The sequence below is a fragment of the Actinopolymorpha pittospori genome (assembly GCF_014873875.1).
Taxonomy (GTDB): domain Bacteria; phylum Actinomycetota; class Actinomycetes; order Propionibacteriales; family Actinopolymorphaceae; genus Actinopolymorpha; species Actinopolymorpha pittospori.
Genome location: NZ_JADBEM010000001.1, coordinates 2,837,339 through 2,858,133 on the forward strand (window position 1 = coordinate 2,837,339; position 20,795 = coordinate 2,858,133).

Genomic DNA, 20,795 nt, shown 5'->3' on the forward strand with positions numbered 1-20,795 from the left:
CGCCGCCTTGTTCGGCTGATCATGAGTGACGCCGGCTGGTGCATGATGGCGTGGTGATCACGGGCGGGGGGCTGGGGGAGTGGTGGAAGAGCGCTTCGTCCGTACGTGTCATCGCGATTCCCCGCACAGGTCAGCCTGGCGGCGGTCGGCTCGGAGACGTCGGGTCGACACCTGACGCTGGCCGTGGGCGTCGGCTCGGCCTGTTAGCCGCGACCTGGCACGGGTCCGTCACCGGGCGGCCGGGTGTGTACGAGGCCGGCGTTCCGCTCGTGCTGGGTTGGCGGCGTACCCGGATCGGTGGCGATCTCGAGCTGCTCGCCGCGGGTGCGGCCCTCGGACCGACCGCGAACGGTTCCGCGCCGGCGGACCTGGTCGGCGTGGCCATGCCCTCGGGTGGGCGCGGGCGCCCGCTCGGCCCCGGACGGCTCGCGGAGTCCTTCGCGAACGTGCCGACGTGGACCGCGCTGCGGGTGGAGTTCGACGCGCTGCTGCTCGACCGGTTCGTCGCCACCCATGACGAGGGTTACGCGCGCGGGCCGTCCTTCGACAGCGGCCTGCTCGCCGTGTGGGACGGGCCGTTCGCCCACGTGATCCTGGCCGAGCCGGTCAGCCCTCGCGCGATGTCCGGCCAGGTTGACGCGGTGGCCGACCAGGCGCGGCAGGCGCGGGCCCGGTCGTCGACGTCGCCGGAGCACGAGATCGGGTACGAACGCCTACGTGGTTGGCATCGCGAGCTCCGGGAGTCGGAGGCGCTCGGCCTGTGGCGGGTGCGGATACTCGTCGGGGGCGCGGGTCCGGAGGAGGCGCATCGCCTCGCGGGGCTGGCGGTGGCGTCGCTGGACCTCGCCGACGCGCCGTACGCCGTGCGCCCGACGGGAGCGCTCGGGTCCTTCGCGGAGCTGCTCGCGCCGGAGTGGGGCGGCCTGGCCGGGTCGGCGCTGGTCGCCGCGCTGACGGGTCCGCCGCGGATGGAGGTGCCAGGCGTACGGCTCGTGGCGCCGCCGGAGTTCGACGTCACACCGGAGACCACGGTGTCCTCGAACGGCCTTCCGCTGGGTGTCGTCCTCGACGCCGAATGCCGACCAGCTGGGACGTTCGTGGTGCCCGCCTCCAGCCTGAACCGGCACACCTTCGTCTGCGGAGCGACGGGCTCGGGGAAATCGCAGACGGTCCGCACCCTGCTGGAGGAGGCGAGCGCCGCCGGAATCCCATGGCTGGTGATCGAACCGGCGAAGGCGGAGTACCGGCGGATGGCGGGCCGCCTGCGTGACCTGCGTGACCTACGTGACCTACGTGACCTACATGGTCCCGCGGGCGACGTCGACGGCTCGGTGGTCGTCGTACGCCCGGGCGGTCCGGACACGGCACCAGTGGGCATCGATCCGCTGCGGCCGATCGAGGGCTTTCCGCTGCAGACGCACCTCGACCTGGTCCGCGCGTTGTTCCTCGCGGCGTTCGACGCGGAGGAGCCGTTCCCACAGGTGCTGTCGGTCGCCCTGACCCGTGCATACGCCGAGCAGGGCTGGGACGTCGCACTCGGCGAGCCGACGCATCCCGGTGCCCGGCCGCGTTACCCGACGCTGGCCGACCTGGAACGCGTCGCCGAACGCGTGATCGAGGAGATCGGCTACGGCCGCGAGGTCGCCGACAATGTACGCGGCTTCGTCAAGGTTCGCTTGTCATCGCTGCGGCTCGGGACGACCGGGCGGTTCCTCGAAGGCGGGCAACCACTCGACCTGGGCAAGCTCCTGCGTCGCAATGTCGTACTCGAGATCGAGGACGTCGGTGACGACCGCGACAAGGCGTTCCTCATGGGTACGCTCCTCATCGCGCTGACGGAGCATCTGCGGGTGGCGGAGCGGCGCGGTGCTGTGGCGTCGGGCACGCTGCGGCATCTGACGGTGATCGAGGAGGCGCACCGGCTGTTGCGCCGGTACGACGACGGCGGACGCGTCGGTGCGTCCGGTCATGCGGTGGAGATGTTCGCGGGGCTGCTCGCGGAGGTCCGGGCGTACGGCGAAGGTCTGGTCATCGCCGAGCAGATCCCGGCCAAGCTGATCCCGGACGTCATCAAGAACACCGCGGTCAAGATCGTGCACCGGCTACCCGCGAAGGACGACCGGGACGCCGTGGGCGCGACGATGAACCTCAGCGACGCCCAGTCCGCCTACCTCGTCACCACGACTCCCGGCGTGGCAGGTGTCTTCGCCGACGGGATGGACAACCCGATCCTGGTCCAGATGCCCGACCGGGTCGCCTCCGAAGACGCGCGAGGTGACGTGACGCTCGCAGACCCTGCGGAGATAGCCGTCCCGGTGATCGGACGCTGCGCGATCTATCGCGAAGCGGACTGTCCTTCCCGCAGGACGCTCACCACTGGGCGGCGGGCTCTCGATGCCATGCCACACGTGCGACTGTGGATCGAGCTGACCGTGGTCGCGCATCTGTTCGGTCGCACAAGTCCAGTGCTGACCGAACGTGTAGCCGCCGAACTGTGCGAGCTCGACGACGCCGTACGTGACTCGGCCATTCTCGAGGGGGTCGACGAGGCGGTCGCCGTACGCAGTGCGATCTTCGCCGGCAACCCTGGAACCGAGGCGCTGGCTCGGCACGTGGTGTCGGTACTTGGCCACACCCCGCCAGGCCGGGCGCCGTGTCCTGGGATCGAGGTGGCCTGGGCTGCTGCGCCCTATCGTTGGCGGCTGTTCGCGATCAGCCTGCGCCGCCTGCCTGAGGAGTTCCGCGACACGGCACTGCCCGTTGACGATGCATCGGTGTGGGAGGCGCTTCTCGGCCAGTCGGTCTCTGGTTCCTCAGGGTGGGATCTGCTCAGCCTGGTGAGCCGGCACCAGGAGATGAGCGGCTTCACCCGAGGCGAGGAGATTCGCCTCATCACGGGAGACGCACGTCCATCGGCCCTCGAACGGGTCGGGACCGGTTCCGAGCTGAGCAGCCTTCAGACAATGCTCGACGCGATGTCCGCGCCCAAGTGGGCCTACTTGTTCCTGCTCGACGAGTTGCGAGAGGCGGGGTGGACAGCATGACGGGCTTCGACAGGCCATCCTCTCGACCAGACTCGGGAGGGGAGGGCCATGAGAACGACGAGGTCGACGAACTCAGGAGAAGGCTGACGCAGGCCAAGGACAACGGGCCGCCGCGCTTGGATATGGATCGCGATGACGGGGATGATCCTCTCGTCGCGCGCCGACCTGACTACGCCACCCCCGTCGATGAGCGTCCAAGGGGCATTGGCGAACGGGTCGACGCCGCCCGGCACGACGAGATCCTGCCTTTGCGGGACGGCCGCAGTGGTCACCATCCTGGTGAACAAGTAGGACGCGACGAATTCGAGCGGCCTGATCCAGATGTGGTGAGGGATGCCGATGACATCTACCCAGATGGGCCCTCTGTCGAAGAGGGCAACGACAAGGGCTCTCGACTCGACCGTTTTCGAAGAAACGTGTACGAGGTTGCTGAGGACGGCCTCGATGAGATCGGACGGACAGCCAAAACAGTGCAGGAGTTCTTGTCCCGCGAACCGCCAACTGGTCATGCGGAGACTCGATCAGGACCCGTGATCAGCGAGGCGCCGCGCGAGGGCGCCGACGCAGGCGATGCGGTGACGGGGGCCATGGTCGCCGGCATGCTGATATTCGAGGCTGGTCGTGCTGGTGTGAAACACTTGCGACATGGCAGAAAGGAGCAGGATAGTGCCGATCAATGATGAGCAGGTGGCGACGCTGCGCGCTCACCTGGCGGGTGATTATGACGAGTACCAACGCCTGTGGGGGCGTCTCGACCGCACCGCCGCCCGAGCCACGTACGCGGCGCTGGTCGAGGGGGCGTTCTTCGAGGCGGTAGACCATCGCTTCCGGGGCGAGGCCGCTCCGGAAGCGGCGCGTGCCTACGTCGATGAGGTGCGTAGCCGCCTTTCGGAGGCCGACGAGGCCATCGATCCGGTCGTCGCCGAGCGTCTCCTGCGAGCTGTTCTCGGTAACGGCTCGATAGCGGACATCGATGAGAAGCGCCGATTCGGCACGGAAGTCATCCTACTGAGCGCGCTGATCATTGACGAACAGTTCGATGATGCCGCGTTGAACGAGTTCATGGTCAAGGCTCGAGCCCTGGGTGATCGTTTACTCGCTGGCTAGTGAAGGCGTGTTGTGACGGCTAGAGAATCCTCCCGAACCGTGCTCGGTGTTGCTCCTGCGAAACCACTTGGCGGGTGAGAACCGATGGGCGGGCGCGTTCGGCTGCTGGAACTCTTAGTCGGACCCCGTGCCACATTCTCTCTGGGTTCGCGTCTCCCGTAAACAGTTGGATCTCCTCGCGTCTGATCAAGCCGGCAGTCTGTCTATTCCCGCGTGCGGACTGGCTCCCCGCAGGACTACTTCATAGCTTAGGAACGGAGGGTGACTTCAGATGTCGACTGAGGGCGGATGGGCGGATGTACGGGCACACGAGAAGGAGGGGAGGCATCTCAGCCTTCGAGTCGGCGACAGTTTCGATCTCGGCGATGAGAGTTGGCACGTCGACAAGATCATGAACCCTCGGCGTCCGCTGGTCACGCTGACGCGTGTCGACGAGTAGTCGCGAGAGATCCCCAAGGCTCCCGTGTGAACTTGAGGCGGGTCACGTAACAGGCGGTTGGCGCGAACGGTCTGGCCGGCAATGGCAGTGGCATGTGAAGGAGCGTAGTAATGACTGCTGATGCTGTGACGGCTGAGCAGGTCGCGGCGCTGCGTGCGTTGCTGGCTGGTGACCTGGAAGAACATGTCCGGTTGCGCGATCAGCTCGACAGAGAGGCCGCGGCAACGGGATATACGGCCCTGCTTGCGGCTGCCTTCTTCGAAGCGGTCGACCGCCGGTTCGGTCAGGACGGCGCGTCGGCGGACATGGCCGCGTTCGTCAGTGATGTGCGTTCCCGCACTACCGCGGCGGCCGAGAGTATCGACCCCCCGTTGCCGAACGCCTGATCCGTGCGGCGCTTGGCGAGGTCTGCCGCCGGCCTGGACTCGGAAACTCGCGTCAGTACGCAGTTTCTGCTGCTTGGCGCGTTGGTCGCCGATGAGCAGTTCGACGACTCGGGGCTGGACGGCTTCATGGCTGAGGCCCGCGTGATTGCTGACAAGTGGACCAGCTGACTCGCGGCGGCCGCGGTCGCGGGCTGCTCGCGTCGAGATCCGGGTAACTGGGCACCGAGGCGGGCTCCGGTGCCCGACTTCTCGGATCTCGACATCCACGCCGGGCGACCGGCCCGGTGAGCTGCCCTGTCTTCCGGTCCAACTCCGATCCGGAGAGCACCGATGAGTTCTCGCTACGTCACCCGTCGAAGTAGGTGAACGTAGTCGAGACAGCTCTCCGGAAGGAACCACCCTCATGACCACGAACGACGCGACGACCGCCTCGACCGCCGAGCAGCGGGGACGCACGCTGAACATCGTCTTGTGGGTCGCACAGGTCGTGCTGGCCGTCCTCCTCGTCTTCTTCGCGGCACCCAAGCTGCTGAGCGATCCGTCGACCGTGGACGGCTTCGACGCCCTCGGGCTCGGCCAGTGGCTCCGCTATGCCGCGGGCGTGTGCGAGGTCGGCGGCGCGATCGGCCTGCTGATCCCGCGGCTGTCCGGCGTTGCCGCGATGGCCCTGGTCGGCCTGATGGTCTGCGCGACGCTCACCAACCTGTTCCTGATGCCTGGCGCGGCCCCGGTCGCGATCCTGACGGTGGCTCTCGGCGTCGGGTTCGGCCTGGTCGCCTGGGGTCGCTGGCCCCGGACGAAGGCCCTCGCCGCCTCGCTCCGTTCCTAGGACGTCACACCGACGGCGCGCTCCACGGCGCGAGCTCGTCGATCGTGACGAACTGGAAGCCGCGCCCGAGCAGTCCCTCCAGGATTCGGGGCAGCGCCTCGACGGTCTGGCTCCGGTCGCCGCCGGCGTCGTGCAGCAGGAGCACCGATCCGTTGGTGGTGCGCTCGACCGCCGCCGACACGATGGCGTCGGCGCCGGGCAGGCCCCAGTCGCCGATGTCGGAGTTCCAGAAGACCGTGGTCATGTCCCGCTCGGCCAGCCAGGTCAGCACGTCGGAGGTCCGCACCCCGTACGGCGGCCGCACCAGCGTCGAGCCCGTCCCGGTCGCCTTCGTCAGCGCCTCGTTCGTCGCGTCGACCTGGCGCATCAGCTGGTCGCGGGAGAGGTCCGGGAGGTACGGGTGGCTCCAGGTGTGGTTGCCGACGAGGTGCCCCTCACCGGCGGTGCGGGCGACGAGTTCCGGATGGGCCTGCACGTTCAGTCCGACACAGAAGAAGCTCGCCGTGATGTCGTACCGGCTGAGGATGTCGAGGACCTGCGGTGTGTATGCCGGGTGCGGGCCGTCGTCGAAGGTGAGGGCGATCTCGGGCACGTCGTCCGAGCCGCGCTCCACGAACCGGCCCATCGGCTGCAGTTCGCGTTCGGTCGCGGCGCTGCCGGCGAGATGGGCGCGGGACTCCTCGCCCCGCCCGGTCATGGTGCCGGTCCGGATCGAGAGCCCGTGCAGGGTGGACAGTTCGCGCCGCGCACTCTCGGCGAGGTCGCGCGCGGGCACGGAGCCGAGCGGTGGCCGGTCCGGCAGCACCGCCGGGTCGGCGCGGTAGACCCGCAGGCCGGCGGCCAGCAGATGGCCGTCGAGCATCCCGTTCGTACTCTCGATCACGGCGGCGAGGTCCCCACCGGCGCGTTCGGAGGTGTGGCGCAGCAGTTCGACGAGCCGGGTCTTGTCACCGCCCGCGACCACGACGGACGGCACCACCTCGGCTCCGGCCTCGTCGAGTACGACCACCTCGAAGTCGCCGTCCCGCCAACCGACACCTGCCGACCACATGGCGTACCTCCTGGGGATCATCGCGACCGCCGGTCGTACGGCCAGGGCAGCACCGCACGCTCGACCACAACGCAAGACAGGCGCGACCCTATCGGCAGGCCAAGGTAGAGTCCCGGTGGGCCAGCGCGGGCGCGGACCGTCCGCCATGTCGGGCTCGACGACGCTCCCGGCGAAGCCGCCCACCGCCGACCGCCGAAAGCCGCCTCTCCCAGACCAACCCGCCGCTGCCCTAGGTCCGGTTCAGCAGGCAGTGCGGGGTTCTCGCGCGCCCTCGCGCCTCCTGGTCGGGATGCGCCCGAGCATGACAGGTTGCCGTCTTGCAAACCGCTTCGTTGTCTCCGGCCGCGCGGTTGCGTGGCTTCCGTCCGTCGTGGCTCTCGCCGAAGGTGGCCCGGACCGAAGTGCTGGGCGGGCTCGTCGTCGCGCTGGCCCTGATCCCCGAGGCGATCTCGTTCTCGATCATCGCCGGGGTCGATCCGGCGATCGGGCTGTTCGCGTCGTTCACGATGGCGGTGGTGATCTCGATCGTCGGCGGCCGCCCCGCGATGATCTCGGCGGCGACGGGCGCCATCGCGCTGGTCGTCGCTCCGCTGTCCCGTGAACATGGCTTCGGCTATCTCGTCGCGACCGTCATCCTCGGCGGTCTGATCCAGGTGCTGCTCGGCGCGCTCGGTGTGGCGAAGCTGATGCGGTTCGTGCCGCGTTCGGTCATGGTCGGTTTCGTCAACGCGCTCGCCATCCTCATCTTCATGGCGCAGGTGCCGAACCTGTTGGACGTTCCCTGGCCGGTGTATCCGCTGGTCATCGGCGCGTTGGCACTGATGGTGGGCTTCCGCCGGCTCACCACGGTCATCCCGGCGCCGCTGGTGGCGATCGTGGCGTTGACGGCGCTGACGCTCGGCGCCGGGATCGCCGTCCCCACCGTCGGTGACAAGGGCGCCCTGCCGTCGTCCCTGCCGGTGCCGGGCCTGCCGGACGTGCCGTTCACGATGGACACCCTGACGCTGATCGCGCCGTACGCGTTGGCGTTCGCGCTGGTCGGGCTGATGGAGTCGCTCATGACGGCCAAGCTCGTCGACGACATCACCGACACCCGCTCGAACAAGACCCGCGAGTCCATCGGGCAGGGGATCGCCAACATCGTCACCGGCTTCTTCGGGGGCATGGGCGGCTGCGCGATGATCGGCCAGACGATGATCAACGTGAAGTCCAGCGGTGCGCGCACCCGGCTGTCGACGTTCCTCGCCGGCGCGTTCCTGATGGTCCTGTGCATCATCTTCGGCGGCATCGTCTCCGACATCCCGATGGCGGCCCTGGTCGCGGTGATGGTCCTGGTCTCGGTCGGCACGTTCGACTGGCACTCGATCCGACCGCGGACCCTGCGTCGGATGCCGATCGGTGAGATCGCGGTGATGGTGATCACGGTCGCGGTCGTGGTCGCGACCAGCAACCTCGCCATCGGCGTCGTCGTCGGGTCCGTCACCGCGATGGTGATCTTCGCGCGCCGGGTGGCACACCTGGTCAACGTCACGTCGGTGACCGACCCGGACGGCACGAGCGTGGTGTACGCCGTGAGCGGCGAGTTGTTCTTCGCGTCCAGCAACGATCTGGTCTACCAGTTCGACTACGCGGGGGATCCGGCGAAGGTCGTCATCGACCTCACCGACGCGCACATCTGGGACGCCTCCTCGGTCGCCGCGCTGGACGCCATCACCACGAAGTACGCCGCCCACGGCAAGTCCGTGGAGATCACCGGCCTGAACAAGCACAGCGCCCGGATCCACCGGAGCCTCAGCGGCGAGGTCACCGGCAGCATCTGAGCGGTCGCCTCCCGGCGCCGTCCGGTGATCCGCGCCGCTCCTCGCTCCGCCAGGTCGAACTCCTCGGTCGTGGACCGATGCGTTTCGGCGTCGGCGCGGGTCTGTACACAGTGGGGCGGTGAAGGACGCCGTCGACAGCGGTGCGGTGGCGGAGGAGCGACCATGGACAGTGCGGCAACGGACGGCGCGGCGGTGGACAGCGCGGAGTTCACCAGGCTCACGGACCCGTTCCGGAAGGAACTGCTCGCGCACTGCTACCGGATGCTGGGCTCGGTCCACGACGCCGAGGACGTGGTGCAGGAGACCTACCTGCGGGCGTGGCGTTCCTTCGACGGCTTCGAGGGGCGTTCGTCGTTGCGGACCTGGCTGTACCGGATCGCGACCGCCGCCTCGCTGACCGCGCTGGAACGCCGCGGCCGGATCGCGTTGCCGTCCGGTCTGGGCAGCGGGACCGACGACCCGTCGGCGCCGCTCGCGTACGCGGGTGCGGAGGTCCGGTGGCTCCAGCCGTTCCCGGACGCGCTGCTCGACCGGGAGTCCACGGATCCTGCGACGATCGTCGCCGAACGAGACGGCCTGCGACTCGCGCTCGTCGCCGCGTTGCAGCATCTGCCGCCTCGACAACGCGCGGTCCTGATCTTGCGTGACGTGCTGGCCTGGCGGGCCGCGGAGGTCGCGGACCTGCTCGACACCACGACCGTCGCCGTCAAGTCGACCTTGCAGCGAGCCCGCGCCCAGATCGCCGAGATCGCGCCGGCTGAGGATCGGCTCGTCGAGCCGGCCGATCTCGAGCACCGTGCCCTGCTGGCGCGCTATGTCGCCGCGTTCGAGAGCGCCGACGTCGCGGCGCTGACGAGCCTGCTACGCGAGGACGCCCTGCTGGAGATGCCGCCGTTCCTGACCTGGTTCCGTGGGCGCCGGGCCGTCGTCGACTTCCTCGGTGGGCAGGTGCTCGCCGGGCCCGGGTGCGTACGGATGGTGCCGATCCGGGCGAACGGGCAGCCCGCGCTCGCGGCGTACATGCGTGGCGAGGACGGGCTCCACCACGCGCACGCCATCCAGGTGGTGAGCTGGCGGGGTGGGCGGGTCGCGCACGTCGTGGCGTTTCTCGACCCGAGCCTGTTCGCGACGTTCGGTCTGCCGCCACTCCATCCAGAACCAGGGCTCGCGGGCGGTCCCACCCGCTGACCAGGGCGGGACGCCGATTCCTTTTCCGTTCCGGGCTGGTCTGTACCCGCATCAACATGCACGTCACCGATGCATGTCAATGCTTCGTTGGCACCGACCACCCCGATGCGGAACGAGAAGGAAGAACACATGTCGACGTATGAGATCAGCGGTCCCACGGCACTCGTGACCGGCGCTAGCCGCGGCTTCGGGCACTCCATCGCCATCGCCTTGTCCGAGGCGGGTTCGACGGTCGTGGGTGTGGCCCGGGACCGGCACCGGCTCGAGGAGTTGCGGTCCCGGCTGGGGGAGACGTTCGTACCGGTCGTGGCGGACGTCACCGACCCGAACGTCGCCGGCGAGCTCATCGACCGCTACCGGCCCACCTCCCTCGTCCTCAACGCGGGCGCGCGGCCACTCGCCCGTCCGCTGCAGCACCACACGTGGCAGACGTTCAGCCGCAACTGGGAGGTCGACGCGGCGCAGGCGTTCCACTGGACCAGGGAGGCCCTGCTCAGCCCGCTCGACCCCGGCAGCACCGTCATCGCGATGTCCAGCGGCGCCGCCGTGGGTGGGTCACCGCTCAGCGGCGGATACGCGGGAGCGAAGGCCATGATCCGGTTCATGACCTCCTACGCCGCCAGCGAGTCCGAGCGCAACGGCCTCGGGATCAGGTTCGTCTCGGTACTTCCGAGCCTGACCCCGGCCACCGACCTCGGCGCCGCCGCAGTGGCCGCGTACGCCCGTCGGCAGGGCGTGGACACGGGTGCCTTTCTCGCCGGAGCGGGTCCCACCCTCACCCTGGAGCTGGTGGGAAAGGCGGTGACGGACCTGGCGTTCGCCCCCACGTACGAGGCCGGCGCCTACCTGCTCACTCCCGCGGGCCTCACTCCGGCCGGCTGACTCCGCCTCCTCAGCCGAACGGCACAGGTGATCCAGGTGAGTGGCTTCGGGAGGTGCCGAACGGCTGATGCCCGACCGGTGGCGATCGGCCGAAGCTGACGTCATGACACCAAGAACGCGCATCACGTCGAGAAGTCGCGCGGCATCAAAGGATCCGGCCACGGTCGGCCCGGACTCCGCCTCCGTCGACGTCCCACCGGGATCGTCGTCTCGGCGAACCCTCCGCGCCCGCTGGCCCGAATGGGTCGGATACGCCGCCGCCACGTGGTCCCTGGTGTACGGCGTGTTGGGGGTGTACTGGTTCCTCGGCGGCGGTGGCTACCCGTTCGGGGCCGACCTCGACCCGTCCGGGAAGGCGATCTCGCTCCTGGACTCCGTCCCACCTCGCGTCGTGGCCGGCGCGATCGCCGTGGTCGGGCTGGCCGGCGCCGTGATCGCGGTCGTGATGGCGCGGAGGCGGCTGGCCGGCCCGAGGGCGGCCGCGCTGATCGGATTCGCCGGGACTCTCGGCGTCGTCCTCACGGCGGTGATCCCGGACTTTCGCCCCCTGATGGCGGTCGCCCGGACGCCGATCCTCCTCGTCGGTCTGCCGTTCGGTTTCCCGGAGGGAGTGTCCCTGTCGTCGTTCGTCTCCACGATGTACACCTGGGTGGTCCTGAACCAGCTCCTCTTCATGCTCGGCGGTGTCCTCTGGGCGGCGACCGCCGTCGCCTTCGCGCGCCGGAACCGCAACGCCTGCGGCAGTTGCGGCCGCACCGACGAACCGGCTGCCGGCTGGACCACCCCGGCCGGAGCCGCTCGTTGGGGCCGCTGGGCGGCCTGGACCGCGTTCGCCGTCCCGCTGTTCTACGCCCTGACCCGGTGGTCGTGGGCGCTGGCCATCCCGCTCGGTGTCAACCGCGCCTTTCTCGAGGAGGAAGCGCGTGAGACGCCGCAGATCTGGATCGCTGGTGCCGCCCTCGCCACGCTCGCTGTCGGAGGAGGCGTCCTCACCCTGGGGCTCATCCAGCGCTGGGGCGAGGTCTATCCGCGCTGGATTCCCTTCCTGCGTGGCAAACCGGTGCGGCCGCGGACCGCGATCGTTCCGGCGACCGTGGTCGCCGTCCTGTTGCCCGGTGCCGGCCTGTTGGAGATCCGGGCGGGCATCGAGATGATCGAGGCCGGGGGCTTCCAGGACACCTGGGGGCCGATCCTGCCGGGATTCTTCTGGCCGCTGTGGGCGGTGGCACTGGGCGCCGCCACCCTCGCGTACTACTTCCGCAGGCGCGGCCGCTGTGCGGTGTGTGGCCGCCTCGATCCGGACCCGCGCGCCGCCGCGGCCGGCTGAGTCCAGGCACGGGATCACGTTTCGCGTCGAGCATGGGTGGGCACCACGTGAGAACACTGGCGAGCGGTAGTGAGGACCCGAGAACCATGGCGACGCCGGCAGCAGGCCCCGTCCGCACCATCCCGTACGAGGTGCACCGGCTGGCGATCGCCATCGACGTCGGGTTCGAGGAGTTCCGCGACCGTTACGAGCAGGCGGTCCCACTGGTGGACCAGGATCGGTTCCAGTCGCTGATCCGGGCGGACGCCGACTGGGAGCAGGTCCAGCGGGCCTCGGCCTACCGTCACGACCTCGCGTTGTTCTGGCGCCTGGACGTCGGCGCGGTCATGCGGCTGGCCGACGACCCGCCTCGGTGTGTGCAGTACCTCATGGGCAACGTCGTGATCGCCGAACGCATGTACCGCCACGACCCGTCGGTCATGCTCTACGCGCCGTTACGCGTCCTGATCCACGAGGACGGCAACGGGAGGACCTGGTTCACGGTCGACCAGCCCAGCAGACAGTTCGCCAGTTTCGGCATCCCGGCGATCAGGGCCGTGGGTATCGAACTCGACCGGAAGCTGGCGCGTCTGCTGGCCTTCCTCAACGCGCCGGTGCCATCGGCGCTCACGGCTGGGACGGCGTCCGGGGGATCGTGAGTCCGGGACCGCCAGGTGCGCAAGGTGAGCTTGCCCGGGGGCGTCGTGTGCTCAGCTCGCCAGCAGTTGGTGGGCCACGATGTATCCGGAGTTGCCGTTGACTCCGTGGCCGGGCCAGGTGCCAGCGCCGACCTGGTAGAGACCCTCGACGGGGGTGCGGTGGCCGGGTTGGCCCGGCATCGCGTGCAGCAGGTAGGCCTGGGCCAGGTCGCTCGCTCCGCCGTAGGGGTCGCCGGGCCCGCAGTTGGGGTTGAACCGCGCGATGTCGTCCGGTGTGACGACCGCCTGACCGATCACGGCGTCCGGGATGTTCGGGACGTGCTGCGCGACGATCCCGAGCACCCGCTCGGCCATGCGGGCGGTCAGCTCCGGCGTCCAGGTACCGTCACCGACCTCGATCTCACCGGCCGCGTCGCCGTGTGGATGGCACGGCATCTCCAGGACCTGGACCCGCATGATGGCCGCGCCGTCCGGTGCCCGGCTCGGGTCCTGCGCGGTCGGACAGTCGACCGTGAACGTCGGCTCGGCCGGGAGCAGGCCCGCCATGCCCTGCGCCGCCGCCAGCGTGCACCCGTCCAGGCCGGTGGTGAAGTGCGGCTGGCCGACCCGTGCGAAGCGAGGGTCGGGCCATCGTGGCGGTTCCCGCAGGGCGAGGTGGATCTGCAGGCAGCCTCGGCCGTACCTGTATCCCGCGGCCTGGGCGCGCAGCTCCTCCGATGCGTCCTCGCCGAGCAGGCGGAGATAGAGCTGGTCGACGTTGGTGGAGGCGACCACGGCCTCGCGCGCGGCGTACCGCTCACCTTCGTCGGTGCGCACCCCGACCGCCCGCCCGTTCTCGACGAGGATTCCGCTGACCTCGGTTCCGGTGACGACCTTCCCGCCGTGGTCGGTCACCAGCCGAGCCAGGGCCGTGGTCAGGGCTTCGCTCCCGCCCGCCGGAGTCGGCATCCCGGCCTGCATGATCGCCAGCGCGACCAGGATCACCCAGATGCCGCTGCCCACCTCGTCCGGTGTCCGACCCAGATGCATCACCCAGGGCGCCAGCATCGCCTGGAGCACCGGTGAGCGGAATCGCGACACCTCCCTACGCCCCGTCTCGAAGACCGTCGAGGCGAGTGGTGTCAGCCCCGGTCCGTCTCCGCTGAACAACCTGTCGATCGTCGCCCTCGCGTCCGGCTCGGCGAGATCCTGGGTGAAGAGCCCGAAGACGTCGGGCGCGTACGGCGCGAACGACTCCATCCACGCCGCGAAGGTGGCCCCGTCACCAGCGGCCAGCCGGTCGGCCTCGGCGACCATCGCGTCCATCGAACGCGGGAGCACCGCGGTCCGGCCGTCCGAGAACGACACTCCGGTGGGGAGGTCGGTGTTGAGATAGGTGAGGCCGCGAGCGCCCAGTTCGTCGCCGAGTTCACGCATGACGGGCCCGGCCAGCAGCAGTGGATGGGAGGCGGAGTACACGTCGTGCCGGAAGCCGGGCAGCGTCAGCTCCTCGGTTCGACACAGTCCGCCCGGCCGGTCGTTGCGTTCCAGCACGATCACGTCGTGGCCCGCCCGGGCGAGATAGGCCGCGGTGACCAGTGCGTTGTGGCCGCTGCCGATCAGAACGACGTCGTGGCCCTCCACAGTGCGCCCCCCTCCAACCGGGCCTGCCGTGCCGTAGGGGGAGCCAGGCCGCCGGGCCACGGCGATCATGCCTGCGTCGTGGAAGCGTCCCGCCCGAGAAGGTACAGGACACCTACCACGGTACGGGTCCGTCCTCGTCGAAGAAGCCGCCGCTTGGCCCGTCGGCCGGCAGGGTGGCCAGCGAGACGACGACGCGGGCGCCCTGCGCGGGAGTCCGGGTGCCGTGGTGACCGTTGAGATCGGTGGCGAGGTAGCCAGGAGTCGCCGAGTTGACCTTGATGTGTGCATGGTGGGCACTTCGCCGGAACGCGTTGGCATAGTGCGCGGTGAGCATCGTCACCGCAGCCTTGGACGCGGCGTAGCCGAGGCTCGTGTCGCTCTGGGCGAACATCGACTCGAGATTCGGCGGTGTGGGCGTGGGAGGCCGACGTACTGGCGACATTGACGATCCGCGGCGCGGACCCCTCCCGCAGCAGCGGAAGCATCGTGTGGGTGACGGTGAGAAGGCCGAACACGTTGGTTTCGAAGGTTTCTACCAGGTCGTCCCCCGTGACGGCCAAGGTCGGTGTCCGACGCAGAATGGCCGCGTTGTTGACGAGTACGTCGAGTCGGCCGTGTTCGCGGCGCAAGAGAGCGGCCACCGCCTCGATGCTGGGGGTGTCGGTCACGTCCAGCACGACCGGGACGACGTTGATGCCCGACTCCGAGTTGACCAGCGACGCGGTGACTCCGGCCGCCTTCGCGATCTCGCGGACGCCCACACCGTCGTAGCCTGACCGGGTAGGGGCGGACCGCGGGCCGACCGCGGGATCGCATTCCCCGTCAATGCCGCGTTGCGCCGAGGTGGGGCAAGACGGGATTGCGGCGTAGGTCGCCGGCGATCATGTCTACAACCGTATACTCGCTGGGACGATAAGTCTACGAGCGTATACCGGACCATTCCGTACGTTCTTTCGCAGCCGCGGATGCCGACCCCGATACCGATCCCGAGGCCGAGGTGAGGATGGATCTCAAACTGGCGGGCCGGCGGGCGCTGGTGACCGGATCGAGTTCCGGTCTTGGTGCGGCGACCGCCAGGCTTCTCGCGAAGGAAGGGGTCGCGGTCGTCGTACACGGCCGGGACGAGACGCGCGCCGATGCCGTGGCCAAGCAGGTCCGCGCCGACGGCGGGAAGGTCGACGTCGCGCTCGGGGACCTCGGGACCGATGCCGGAGCCGACGCTGTGGCGGGCGCGGCCCTCGCGGGCGGTGACGTCGACATCCTGGTCAACAACGCCGGCACCTACTGGCCGAAGTCCTGGGCCGAGACCACCTCGCAGGAGTGGCTCGAGACCTATGACGCCAACGTCGTGTCCGGCGTACGGATGATCCAGCGTCTGGTACCCCTCATGCGGGACCGGGGATGGGGGCGCGTCATCCAGATCGGTGGTGGACTGGCGCAGCAGCCGTCCGCCGAGGGAGCGTTCTACAACGCGACCCTTGCCGCCCGGCACAACCTCGCCGTCTCCCTCGCACGTGAGCTGAAGGACACCGGTGTGACGTCCAACGTCGTCTCCCCGGGCGCGATCCTGGTGTCGACCGTGCAGCGGATCTTCGAGGAGGCGGCGCCCGCCTTCGGCTGGGGCGAGAGCGCCGAGGAGATCGAGCGCGGCGTCGTCCGGGACCTGCTGCCCAACGACATCGGGCGGCTTGGTCGGCCGGAGGAGGTCGCCGCCGCCGTCGTGTACCTCGCCAGTCCGCTCGCCGACTACGTGAGTGGAGCCGTCCTCCGCGTCGACGGCGGCACCATCCGAACGGCCTTCTGATCATGGGCTCCGCCGCCTCGATCAGCCTCGCCGGTCAGGTCACCGCGACCGCGCTCGCCGACGCGGGCGCGGCGGTGGGCGTGGTCGCCCGCTCCGCCGACGAGATCGCCGCCACCGCCGCGCGGATCCAGGACAGGGGAGGGCGCGCCGAGGCGATCACCGTGGACGTGGTCGACGAACAGAGCGTGCGCCGGGCGTTCGAGCGGATCCGCGGCGACCTGGGCGAGATCGACCTGCTGGTGAACAACGCCGGCCGCAACACCACCTTCGGTCCGGTCTGGCGGGTCGACGCCGACCGGTGGTGGGGAGACGTCGCCGTCAACCTGCTCGGTCCGTTCCTGTGCAGTGCCGCGGTCCTGCCCTCGATGGTGGGCCGCGGACAGGGGCGGATCGTCAACGTCGTCTCCGGAACCGCGGGCCGTCCCTTCCCGTACAACAGCGGGTACGCCGCGTCCAAGGCCGCCGCCGTACGACTGACCGACTGCCTCGCGGCCGAGACCGCGGGATACGGCGTCCACGTCTTCGCCCTCGAACCCGGCTCGGTCCGGATCGGGATGAGCGCCGACATCAGCAAGAACCCGGAGGCGGCTCGGTGGCTCGGCCCGGTCCTCGGCCGCGCCCTGGAAACGCTGCCGGACGTACCCGCGAGCGCCACCGGCGCCGCCGTCGTCTTCCTGGCGTCGGGCCGGGCCGACGCGCTGTCGGGACGATGGGTGGACGCGGCGGACGACCTGGCGGAGATCGCGCGCCGGACCGATGAGGTCGCCGACGCCGACCTGTTCCAGCTGCGCCGGCGGAAGCGGCCGGGGCATCCGTTGCCTGGCTGACCGTCGGCTGCCCGACTGAGCTCTCGTTGACGGCCGGTGTGGGTGGCGATCCTAGGAGTGACGCACCCTGGTCGCGCCGCGGCGCCGTCCTAGCGTGAAGGCGTGGCTGTCGCCACCGTCACGCGAGGAAGGTGATCATGTCCGTTTGGTTCGTCACCGGTGCTTCCCGCGGCCTCGGCCGGGAGATCGCACTGGCCGCGCTGGATCGAGGCGACCAGGTCGTCGCCACCGGCCGCGACGCCGACGCTGTCGTCGCGGCGCTCGACTCCGCAGTCGACACCGACGCTGCCGTCACGGCGCTCGACGCCGCCCCGCCGGACCTGCTCGTCGTACCCCTGGACGTCACCGACACGGCCCAGGCCAAGAATGCGATCGACGCGGCGCTCACGCGGTTCGGACGGATCGACGTGCTCGTCAACAACGCCGGGTTCGGCATCATCGGCGCCATCGAGGAGATCTCCGACGCGCAGACCCGGGCGTTGTTCGACGTCAACGTCTTCGGCCTGCTCACGGTCACCCGCGCGGTCCTGCCCGTACTCCGGCGCCAGCGGTCCGGACACATCGTCAACATCGGCTCCATCGGCGGCTACTCGCAGTACCCCGGCAAGGGCGGCGCCGGCATCTACGCCGCCAGCAAGTTCGCCGTCGAGGGAATCACCGAGGCCCTGCTCGGTGACCTCGACGGGCTGGGGGTCAAGGCCACCGTCGTCGAGCCCGGCTCGTTCCGCACCGAGTTCCTCGGATCCTCGAGCGTGCGCCTGGCCGCCGACGTCATCGACGACTACGAGGCGACAGCCGGTCGGCGGCGGGCGGGCGTGCACGACGAGAACGGCACCCAACGCGGCGATCCCCGCAAGGCCGCCGAAGCGATCGTGGACGTCACCAAGGTGGAGAATCCTCCGACCAGGCTGCAACTCGGGCCGGACAGTGTCGCCCGCGTGGAGGAGAAGATCGCGCTGGTCGCGAAGGAACTCGACACCTGGCGGCAACTCGGGCAGGCCACCGACTACGACGACGTCGCCGCGTAGGGACTACCGGCCGGTTCGCGACCGGCCGCCCCGGCGCGTTCGCGAAGGCGGGTGCGCGGGCGCGACGGCGTGCGCCGCCGAACGCGGAGGGCGCCGTACCCGTCCTAGATCCGTCGTAGCGTGGACGTTGTCTGGCGGAGAGCTCGGGCCGTTCCTCCGGGCACGGCGTGCGATGCTCCAGCCAGAAGATGTCGGTATGCCCAGTTCGGGTGTCCGACGCGTCCGCGGCCTGCGCCGCGAGGAGGTCGCCCTGCTCGCGGGAGTGAGCGTCGACTACTACACGCGCCTCGAGCAGGGCCGGGAACGCCATCCGTCCCCGCAGGTGCTCGACGCGCTCGCTCGGACGTTCCGACTCGACGGCGACGCACGCGGCCACCTGTACCGGCTCGCCGAGATCCTGCCCCGGGCCGCGACGACGTCCGCCCATGGGAACGCGACGCGGACGATCAACCCCGACCTGGCCCGCCTGCTGGACAGCTGGCCGGCCACGCCGGCCTACGTCGTCAACCGCACCCTCGACATCCTCGCGAGGAACCGCCTGGCCTCCGCGTTGTACGCCGGCTTCGCCCACGCCGACAACCTGGCGCGGATGACGTTCCTCGACCCCGCCGGCCGGGAGTTCTACCTCGACTGGCAGCGCGCGGCGGCCCGTTGCGTCGCGCGCCTGCGACTCGCGGCCGGGTACGACCCGCGTGACCCGCGCCTGCTCGACCTGGTCGCCGAGCTCACGCGGCGCAGTGACACCTTCGAGGAGCTGTGGGTACGACAGGACGTGCGGGAGAGAAGCGGCGAGCCCAGGGACTTCCAGCATCCGAAGGCCGGCCGCCTCGCCCTCGTCCACCAGGCCTTCGACGTCCACGGCTCGCCCGGGCAGCAGCTCGTCGTCGACCAGGCCGAGCCCGGCAGTGCGAGCGCCGAGGCGCTCGCCCTCCTCCGGTCCGGCGCGGACGTTCCGCCCGGCTGACGGTCCGGCTGGCAGGATGGCCCCGCGAGAGAGGGGCCGTCGATGGCTGACCAGGACGACGTACGCCGGATCGCACTGTCCCTGCCGGAGGTGTCTGAGGGCGCGGACCACTTCGCGTTCTCCGTTGCCAACAAGGGCAAGCAGAAGGGCTTCGCCTGGGTGTGGCTGGAACGCGTCCACCCCAAACGCGCCCGGGTACCGCAGCCGGAGGTCCTGGCCGTCCGGGTCGCCGACGATAGTGAGAAGCAGGCGTTGCTCGCCTCCGACCCGGAGAAGTTCTTCACCGAGCCGCACTACAACGGCTTCCCGGCGGTGCTGGTCAGGCTGGCGAAGATTCCCGTCGACGAACTGGAGGAGCTGCTGGTCGATGCCTGGCGCTGCCAGGCCCCGCGCTCCCTGGTCGACGACTTCGACGCCGTGCAGGACCGCTGAGACGCCACCCGCCGGCGCGCGGGTCGAGCCGGCTCAGCTCGGCGAATCGGCTCAGTTCGGCGAATCGGCTCAGCTCGGCGAGTTGGCCTCGGCGAGTCGGCGCAGACCCGCGGTGACCATCTCGCACAACTGGTCGTAGCTGAGGTCGAGGTCCTCGGAGAGGCCGAAACCTCCGGCCGCCTCGAGTGAGGCGAACCCGTGCATGGCGGCACGGATGCTCCGGGTGGCGTGGATGGCGGCCGCTCCGCCGAGGCCGTAGCCACGCAGGACGGCGAGGGCGACCTCCAGCATGCGCCGGCCAGGCTCGGCCAGCACCGGGTCGGCCAGGGGGTCAGGCGGCAACATCGAGTATCGGTTCGGGTGCTCCGAGGCGTACGCCCGCCACGCCCGCATGAGCGCACCCACCGCGTCGTCGCCGCTGCGCCCCATCACCGCCGAGGCGAGCCGTCCGGTGATCTCCTCCAACGCCCGGACGGCGAGCAGCCGGCGCAGCTCCGCGAGGTTGCGAACGTGCTTGTAGAGCGAGGGTGCGGCGACACCGGTGTGCTCGGCGACGGCGGCCAGAGTCAGTGCCTCGACGCCCTTCTTGTCGACGTGTGCCAGCGCGGCGTCCACGACCGCGGCGGTCGACAGTCCGGCCCTAGGCATCTGCCCCTCCGCTCATGCGGTCATCACCCGTTCGCGGCGCAGGAAGGTGCGGATGGCCTCGCGCGGCTGGTCGCTGATCTCCGGTCCGTGCGTGAAGGCCGCCACCCGGTAGTCGAACTCGGCCAGCCGGGTCGCCGTCTGCTTGGTGAGCTGGAAGTTGGTGCAGAACGACTTCGGCGACCAGCGCAGGTTGCGGACGTTGAAGATCGAGTCGCCGGTGATCAGGACGCCGCTCGGTCGGTGCAGCAGCGCGACGTGCCCAGGGCTGTGGCCGGGCGTGTGGATCACCTCCAGGCCACCGGCGATGTCGAGGACCTGGCCGTCCACGAACTCCTCGGCGACCTCGGCGGGCTGGAAGCCGCCGTCGGGCAGCCGCTGGAGCAGGCGCCCGCCGAACGTCGAGAGGTCGCGGCCGGGGGTCTTCCCGCTGCGCAGGTTGGGCGCGTCGATCTCGTGTGCCACGACAGGTGCGCCGGTCTCGTCGACCATCCGGGCGAGCCCGCCGGCGTGGTCGGGGTGGGCGTGGGTCATCACGATCCGGGTGACCTGGGAGGGAGCGCTGCCGATGAACGAGAGCGCCGCCACGATCTTCTTCGGCGCCTTCTTGGTGCCGGTGTCGACCAGTGTCACCTGCCCGTCGTCGTCGACGAAGGCGTAGGAGTTGACCAGGTCCCACGGTGCCGTGGGGATACGGAAGACGCCGGGGGCGACTTCGGTGGCGGGTGACTTGGCCATGGGTGATCCTCCTGAAAGCTAAT

At 69.9% G+C, this 20,795-nt stretch carries 22 protein-coding genes and 1 pseudogene; 17 read left to right on the forward strand and 6 right to left on the reverse strand.

Annotated elements, in window-relative coordinates; translation table 11 throughout:
* Positions 1–53 precede the first annotated feature (53 nt).
* The 7 genes from HEB94_RS13470 to HEB94_RS13500 all read left to right on the forward strand — a co-directional run bounded on the left by HEB94_RS13470 (position 54) and on the right by HEB94_RS13500 (position 5,805).
* Complete coding sequence (locus HEB94_RS13470; protein WP_192750201.1) at positions 54–3,044, forward strand: helicase HerA-like domain-containing protein; 2,991 nt, start codon at positions 54–56, stop codon at positions 3,042–3,044.
* Positions 3,041–3,724 carry a hypothetical protein gene (locus tag HEB94_RS13475; RefSeq protein WP_192750202.1) on the forward strand — a complete coding sequence of 228 codons (684 nt, stop codon included), beginning with the start codon at positions 3,041–3,043 and terminating at the stop codon, positions 3,722–3,724. The genes HEB94_RS13470 and HEB94_RS13475 overlap by 4 nt, the downstream gene beginning before the upstream one ends.
* Positions 3,711–4,151 carry a hypothetical protein gene (locus HEB94_RS13480; protein WP_192750203.1) on the forward strand — a complete coding sequence of 147 codons (441 nt, stop codon included), beginning with the start codon at positions 3,711–3,713 and terminating at the stop codon, positions 4,149–4,151. The genes HEB94_RS13475 and HEB94_RS13480 overlap by 14 nt, the downstream gene beginning before the upstream one ends.
* 271 nt (positions 4,152–4,422) lie before the next feature.
* Complete coding sequence (locus tag HEB94_RS13485) at positions 4,423–4,590, forward strand: DUF6406 domain-containing protein (RefSeq protein WP_192750204.1); 168 nt, start codon at positions 4,423–4,425, stop codon at positions 4,588–4,590.
* 110 nt (positions 4,591–4,700) lie between these two features.
* Positions 4,701–4,976: a hypothetical protein gene (locus tag HEB94_RS13490; RefSeq protein WP_192750205.1), complete on the forward strand. Its 276-nt coding sequence runs from the start codon at positions 4,701–4,703 to the stop codon at positions 4,974–4,976.
* Positions 4,977–4,988: 12 nt separating this feature from the next.
* Positions 4,989–5,144 (forward strand): hypothetical protein, encoded by a 156-nt coding sequence (locus HEB94_RS13495; RefSeq protein WP_192750206.1) that lies wholly within the window; start codon positions 4,989–4,991, stop codon positions 5,142–5,144.
* A 235-nt stretch (positions 5,145–5,379) separates the two neighbouring features.
* Positions 5,380–5,805, forward strand: a complete 426-nt coding sequence (locus HEB94_RS13500; RefSeq protein ID WP_192750207.1) for a DoxX family protein — start codon at positions 5,380–5,382, stop codon at positions 5,803–5,805.
* 4 nt (positions 5,806–5,809) lie between these two features.
* Here HEB94_RS13500 and HEB94_RS13505 read toward each other — a convergent pair whose 3' ends face one another.
* The gene (locus HEB94_RS13505; protein ID WP_192750208.1) at positions 5,810–6,856 is read right to left on the reverse strand and encodes a polysaccharide deacetylase family protein; all 1,047 of its coding nucleotides are present in this window, start codon (positions 6,854–6,856) and stop codon (positions 5,810–5,812) included.
* 317 nt (positions 6,857–7,173) lie between these two features.
* Here HEB94_RS13505 and HEB94_RS13510 point away from each other — a divergent pair, with 317 nt between their 5' ends.
* The 5 genes from HEB94_RS13510 to HEB94_RS13530 all read left to right on the forward strand — a co-directional run bounded on the left by HEB94_RS13510 (position 7,174) and on the right by HEB94_RS13530 (position 12,711).
* Entirely contained in the window at positions 7,174–8,676 is a 1,503-nt protein-coding gene (locus HEB94_RS13510; protein ID WP_192750209.1) for a SulP family inorganic anion transporter, read from the forward strand.
* Between the two features lie 162 nt (positions 8,677–8,838).
* Complete coding sequence (locus tag HEB94_RS13515; protein ID WP_192750210.1) at positions 8,839–9,864, forward strand: sigma-70 family RNA polymerase sigma factor; 1,026 nt, start codon at positions 8,839–8,841, stop codon at positions 9,862–9,864.
* A gap of 129 nt (positions 9,865–9,993) precedes the next feature.
* Complete coding sequence (locus HEB94_RS13520; RefSeq protein WP_192750211.1) at positions 9,994–10,746, forward strand: SDR family oxidoreductase; 753 nt, start codon at positions 9,994–9,996, stop codon at positions 10,744–10,746.
* A gap of 103 nt (positions 10,747–10,849) precedes the next feature.
* Positions 10,850–12,073 (forward strand): hypothetical protein, encoded by a 1,224-nt coding sequence (locus tag HEB94_RS13525; RefSeq protein ID WP_192750212.1) that lies wholly within the window; start codon positions 10,850–10,852, stop codon positions 12,071–12,073.
* A gap of 86 nt (positions 12,074–12,159) precedes the next feature.
* Positions 12,160–12,711 (forward strand): DUF302 domain-containing protein, encoded by a 552-nt coding sequence (locus HEB94_RS13530; protein WP_192750213.1) that lies wholly within the window; start codon positions 12,160–12,162, stop codon positions 12,709–12,711.
* A 51-nt stretch (positions 12,712–12,762) separates the two neighbouring features.
* Here the strand turns inward: HEB94_RS13530 and HEB94_RS13535 are convergent, their stop codons facing one another.
* From HEB94_RS13535 to HEB94_RS54580, 3 genes and pseudogenes are all read right to left on the reverse strand, one after another.
* Complete coding sequence (locus tag HEB94_RS13535; RefSeq protein WP_192750214.1) at positions 12,763–14,334, reverse strand: FAD-dependent oxidoreductase; 1,572 nt, start codon at positions 14,332–14,334, stop codon at positions 12,763–12,765.
* 112 nt (positions 14,335–14,446) lie between these two features.
* Positions 14,447–14,725: an SDR family NAD(P)-dependent oxidoreductase gene (locus HEB94_RS52415; RefSeq protein ID WP_202896325.1), complete on the reverse strand. Its 279-nt coding sequence runs from the start codon at positions 14,723–14,725 to the stop codon at positions 14,447–14,449.
* A gap of 82 nt (positions 14,726–14,807) precedes the next feature.
* A pseudogene (locus HEB94_RS54580) lies at positions 14,808–15,095 on the reverse strand (SDR family NAD(P)-dependent oxidoreductase); the annotation flags it as partial.
* A gap of 242 nt (positions 15,096–15,337) precedes the next feature.
* Between HEB94_RS54580 and HEB94_RS13545 the strand changes: the two are divergent.
* The 5 genes from HEB94_RS13545 (at position 15,338) to HEB94_RS13565 (ending at position 19,389) form a co-directional block, all read left to right on the forward strand.
* Positions 15,338–16,138, forward strand: coding sequence for an SDR family NAD(P)-dependent oxidoreductase (locus HEB94_RS13545; RefSeq protein ID WP_192750215.1), 801 nt, complete (start codon positions 15,338–15,340; stop codon positions 16,136–16,138).
* Positions 16,139–16,140: 2 nt separating this feature from the next.
* The gene (locus HEB94_RS13550; RefSeq protein ID WP_192750216.1) at positions 16,141–16,965 is read left to right on the forward strand and encodes an SDR family NAD(P)-dependent oxidoreductase; all 825 of its coding nucleotides are present in this window, start codon (positions 16,141–16,143) and stop codon (positions 16,963–16,965) included.
* Between the two features lie 137 nt (positions 16,966–17,102).
* Positions 17,103–17,993 carry an oxidoreductase gene (locus HEB94_RS13555; protein WP_192750217.1) on the forward strand — a complete coding sequence of 297 codons (891 nt, stop codon included), beginning with the start codon at positions 17,103–17,105 and terminating at the stop codon, positions 17,991–17,993.
* Between the two features lie 127 nt (positions 17,994–18,120).
* Positions 18,121–18,957 carry a helix-turn-helix transcriptional regulator gene (locus HEB94_RS13560; RefSeq protein ID WP_192750218.1) on the forward strand — a complete coding sequence of 279 codons (837 nt, stop codon included), beginning with the start codon at positions 18,121–18,123 and terminating at the stop codon, positions 18,955–18,957.
* A gap of 42 nt (positions 18,958–18,999) precedes the next feature.
* Positions 19,000–19,389, forward strand: coding sequence for an MmcQ/YjbR family DNA-binding protein (locus HEB94_RS13565; protein ID WP_192750219.1), 390 nt, complete (start codon positions 19,000–19,002; stop codon positions 19,387–19,389).
* Positions 19,390–19,458: 69 nt separating this feature from the next.
* Here HEB94_RS13565 and HEB94_RS13570 read toward each other — a convergent pair whose 3' ends face one another.
* The gene (locus tag HEB94_RS13570; protein WP_192750220.1) at positions 19,459–20,037 is read right to left on the reverse strand and encodes a TetR/AcrR family transcriptional regulator; all 579 of its coding nucleotides are present in this window, start codon (positions 20,035–20,037) and stop codon (positions 19,459–19,461) included.
* A gap of 12 nt (positions 20,038–20,049) precedes the next feature.
* Positions 20,050–20,772 (reverse strand): MBL fold metallo-hydrolase, encoded by a 723-nt coding sequence (locus HEB94_RS13575; RefSeq protein ID WP_192750221.1) that lies wholly within the window; start codon positions 20,770–20,772, stop codon positions 20,050–20,052.
* Positions 20,773–20,795: the final 23 nt, after the last annotated feature.

Bases quoted from the DNA above. Each gene is read 5' to 3' on its own strand.
- HEB94_RS13475 (WP_192750202.1), top strand. From the start codon at position 3,041: ATGACGGGCTTCGACAGGCCATCCTCTCGACCAGACTCGGGAGGGGAG.
- HEB94_RS13485 (WP_192750204.1), top strand. From the start codon at position 4,423: ATGTCGACTGAGGGCGGATGGGCGGATGTACGGGCACACGAGAAGGAG.
- HEB94_RS13490 (WP_192750205.1), top strand. From the start codon at position 4,701: ATGACTGCTGATGCTGTGACGGCTGAGCAGGTCGCGGCGCTGCGTGCG.
- HEB94_RS13500 (WP_192750207.1), top strand. From the start codon at position 5,380: ATGACCACGAACGACGCGACGACCGCCTCGACCGCCGAGCAGCGGGGA.
- HEB94_RS13505 (WP_192750208.1), bottom strand. From the start codon at position 6,856: ATGTGGTCGGCAGGTGTCGGTTGGCGGGACGGCGACTTCGAGGTGGTC.
- HEB94_RS13515 (WP_192750210.1), top strand. From the start codon at position 8,839: ATGGACAGTGCGGCAACGGACGGCGCGGCGGTGGACAGCGCGGAGTTC.
- HEB94_RS13520 (WP_192750211.1), top strand. From the start codon at position 9,994: ATGTCGACGTATGAGATCAGCGGTCCCACGGCACTCGTGACCGGCGCT.
- HEB94_RS13525 (WP_192750212.1), top strand. From the start codon at position 10,850: ATGACACCAAGAACGCGCATCACGTCGAGAAGTCGCGCGGCATCAAAG.
- HEB94_RS13530 (WP_192750213.1), top strand. From the start codon at position 12,160: ATGGCGACGCCGGCAGCAGGCCCCGTCCGCACCATCCCGTACGAGGTG.
- HEB94_RS52415 (WP_202896325.1), bottom strand. From the start codon at position 14,725: ATGTTCGCCCAGAGCGACACGAGCCTCGGCTACGCCGCGTCCAAGGCT.
- HEB94_RS13545 (WP_192750215.1), top strand. From the start codon at position 15,338: ATGGATCTCAAACTGGCGGGCCGGCGGGCGCTGGTGACCGGATCGAGT.
- HEB94_RS13550 (WP_192750216.1), top strand. From the start codon at position 16,141: ATGGGCTCCGCCGCCTCGATCAGCCTCGCCGGTCAGGTCACCGCGACC.
- HEB94_RS13555 (WP_192750217.1), top strand. From the start codon at position 17,103: ATGTCCGTTTGGTTCGTCACCGGTGCTTCCCGCGGCCTCGGCCGGGAG.
- HEB94_RS13565 (WP_192750219.1), top strand. From the start codon at position 19,000: ATGGCTGACCAGGACGACGTACGCCGGATCGCACTGTCCCTGCCGGAG.
- HEB94_RS13570 (WP_192750220.1), bottom strand. From the start codon at position 20,037: ATGCCTAGGGCCGGACTGTCGACCGCCGCGGTCGTGGACGCCGCGCTG.
- HEB94_RS13575 (WP_192750221.1), bottom strand. From the start codon at position 20,772: ATGGCCAAGTCACCCGCCACCGAAGTCGCCCCCGGCGTCTTCCGTATC.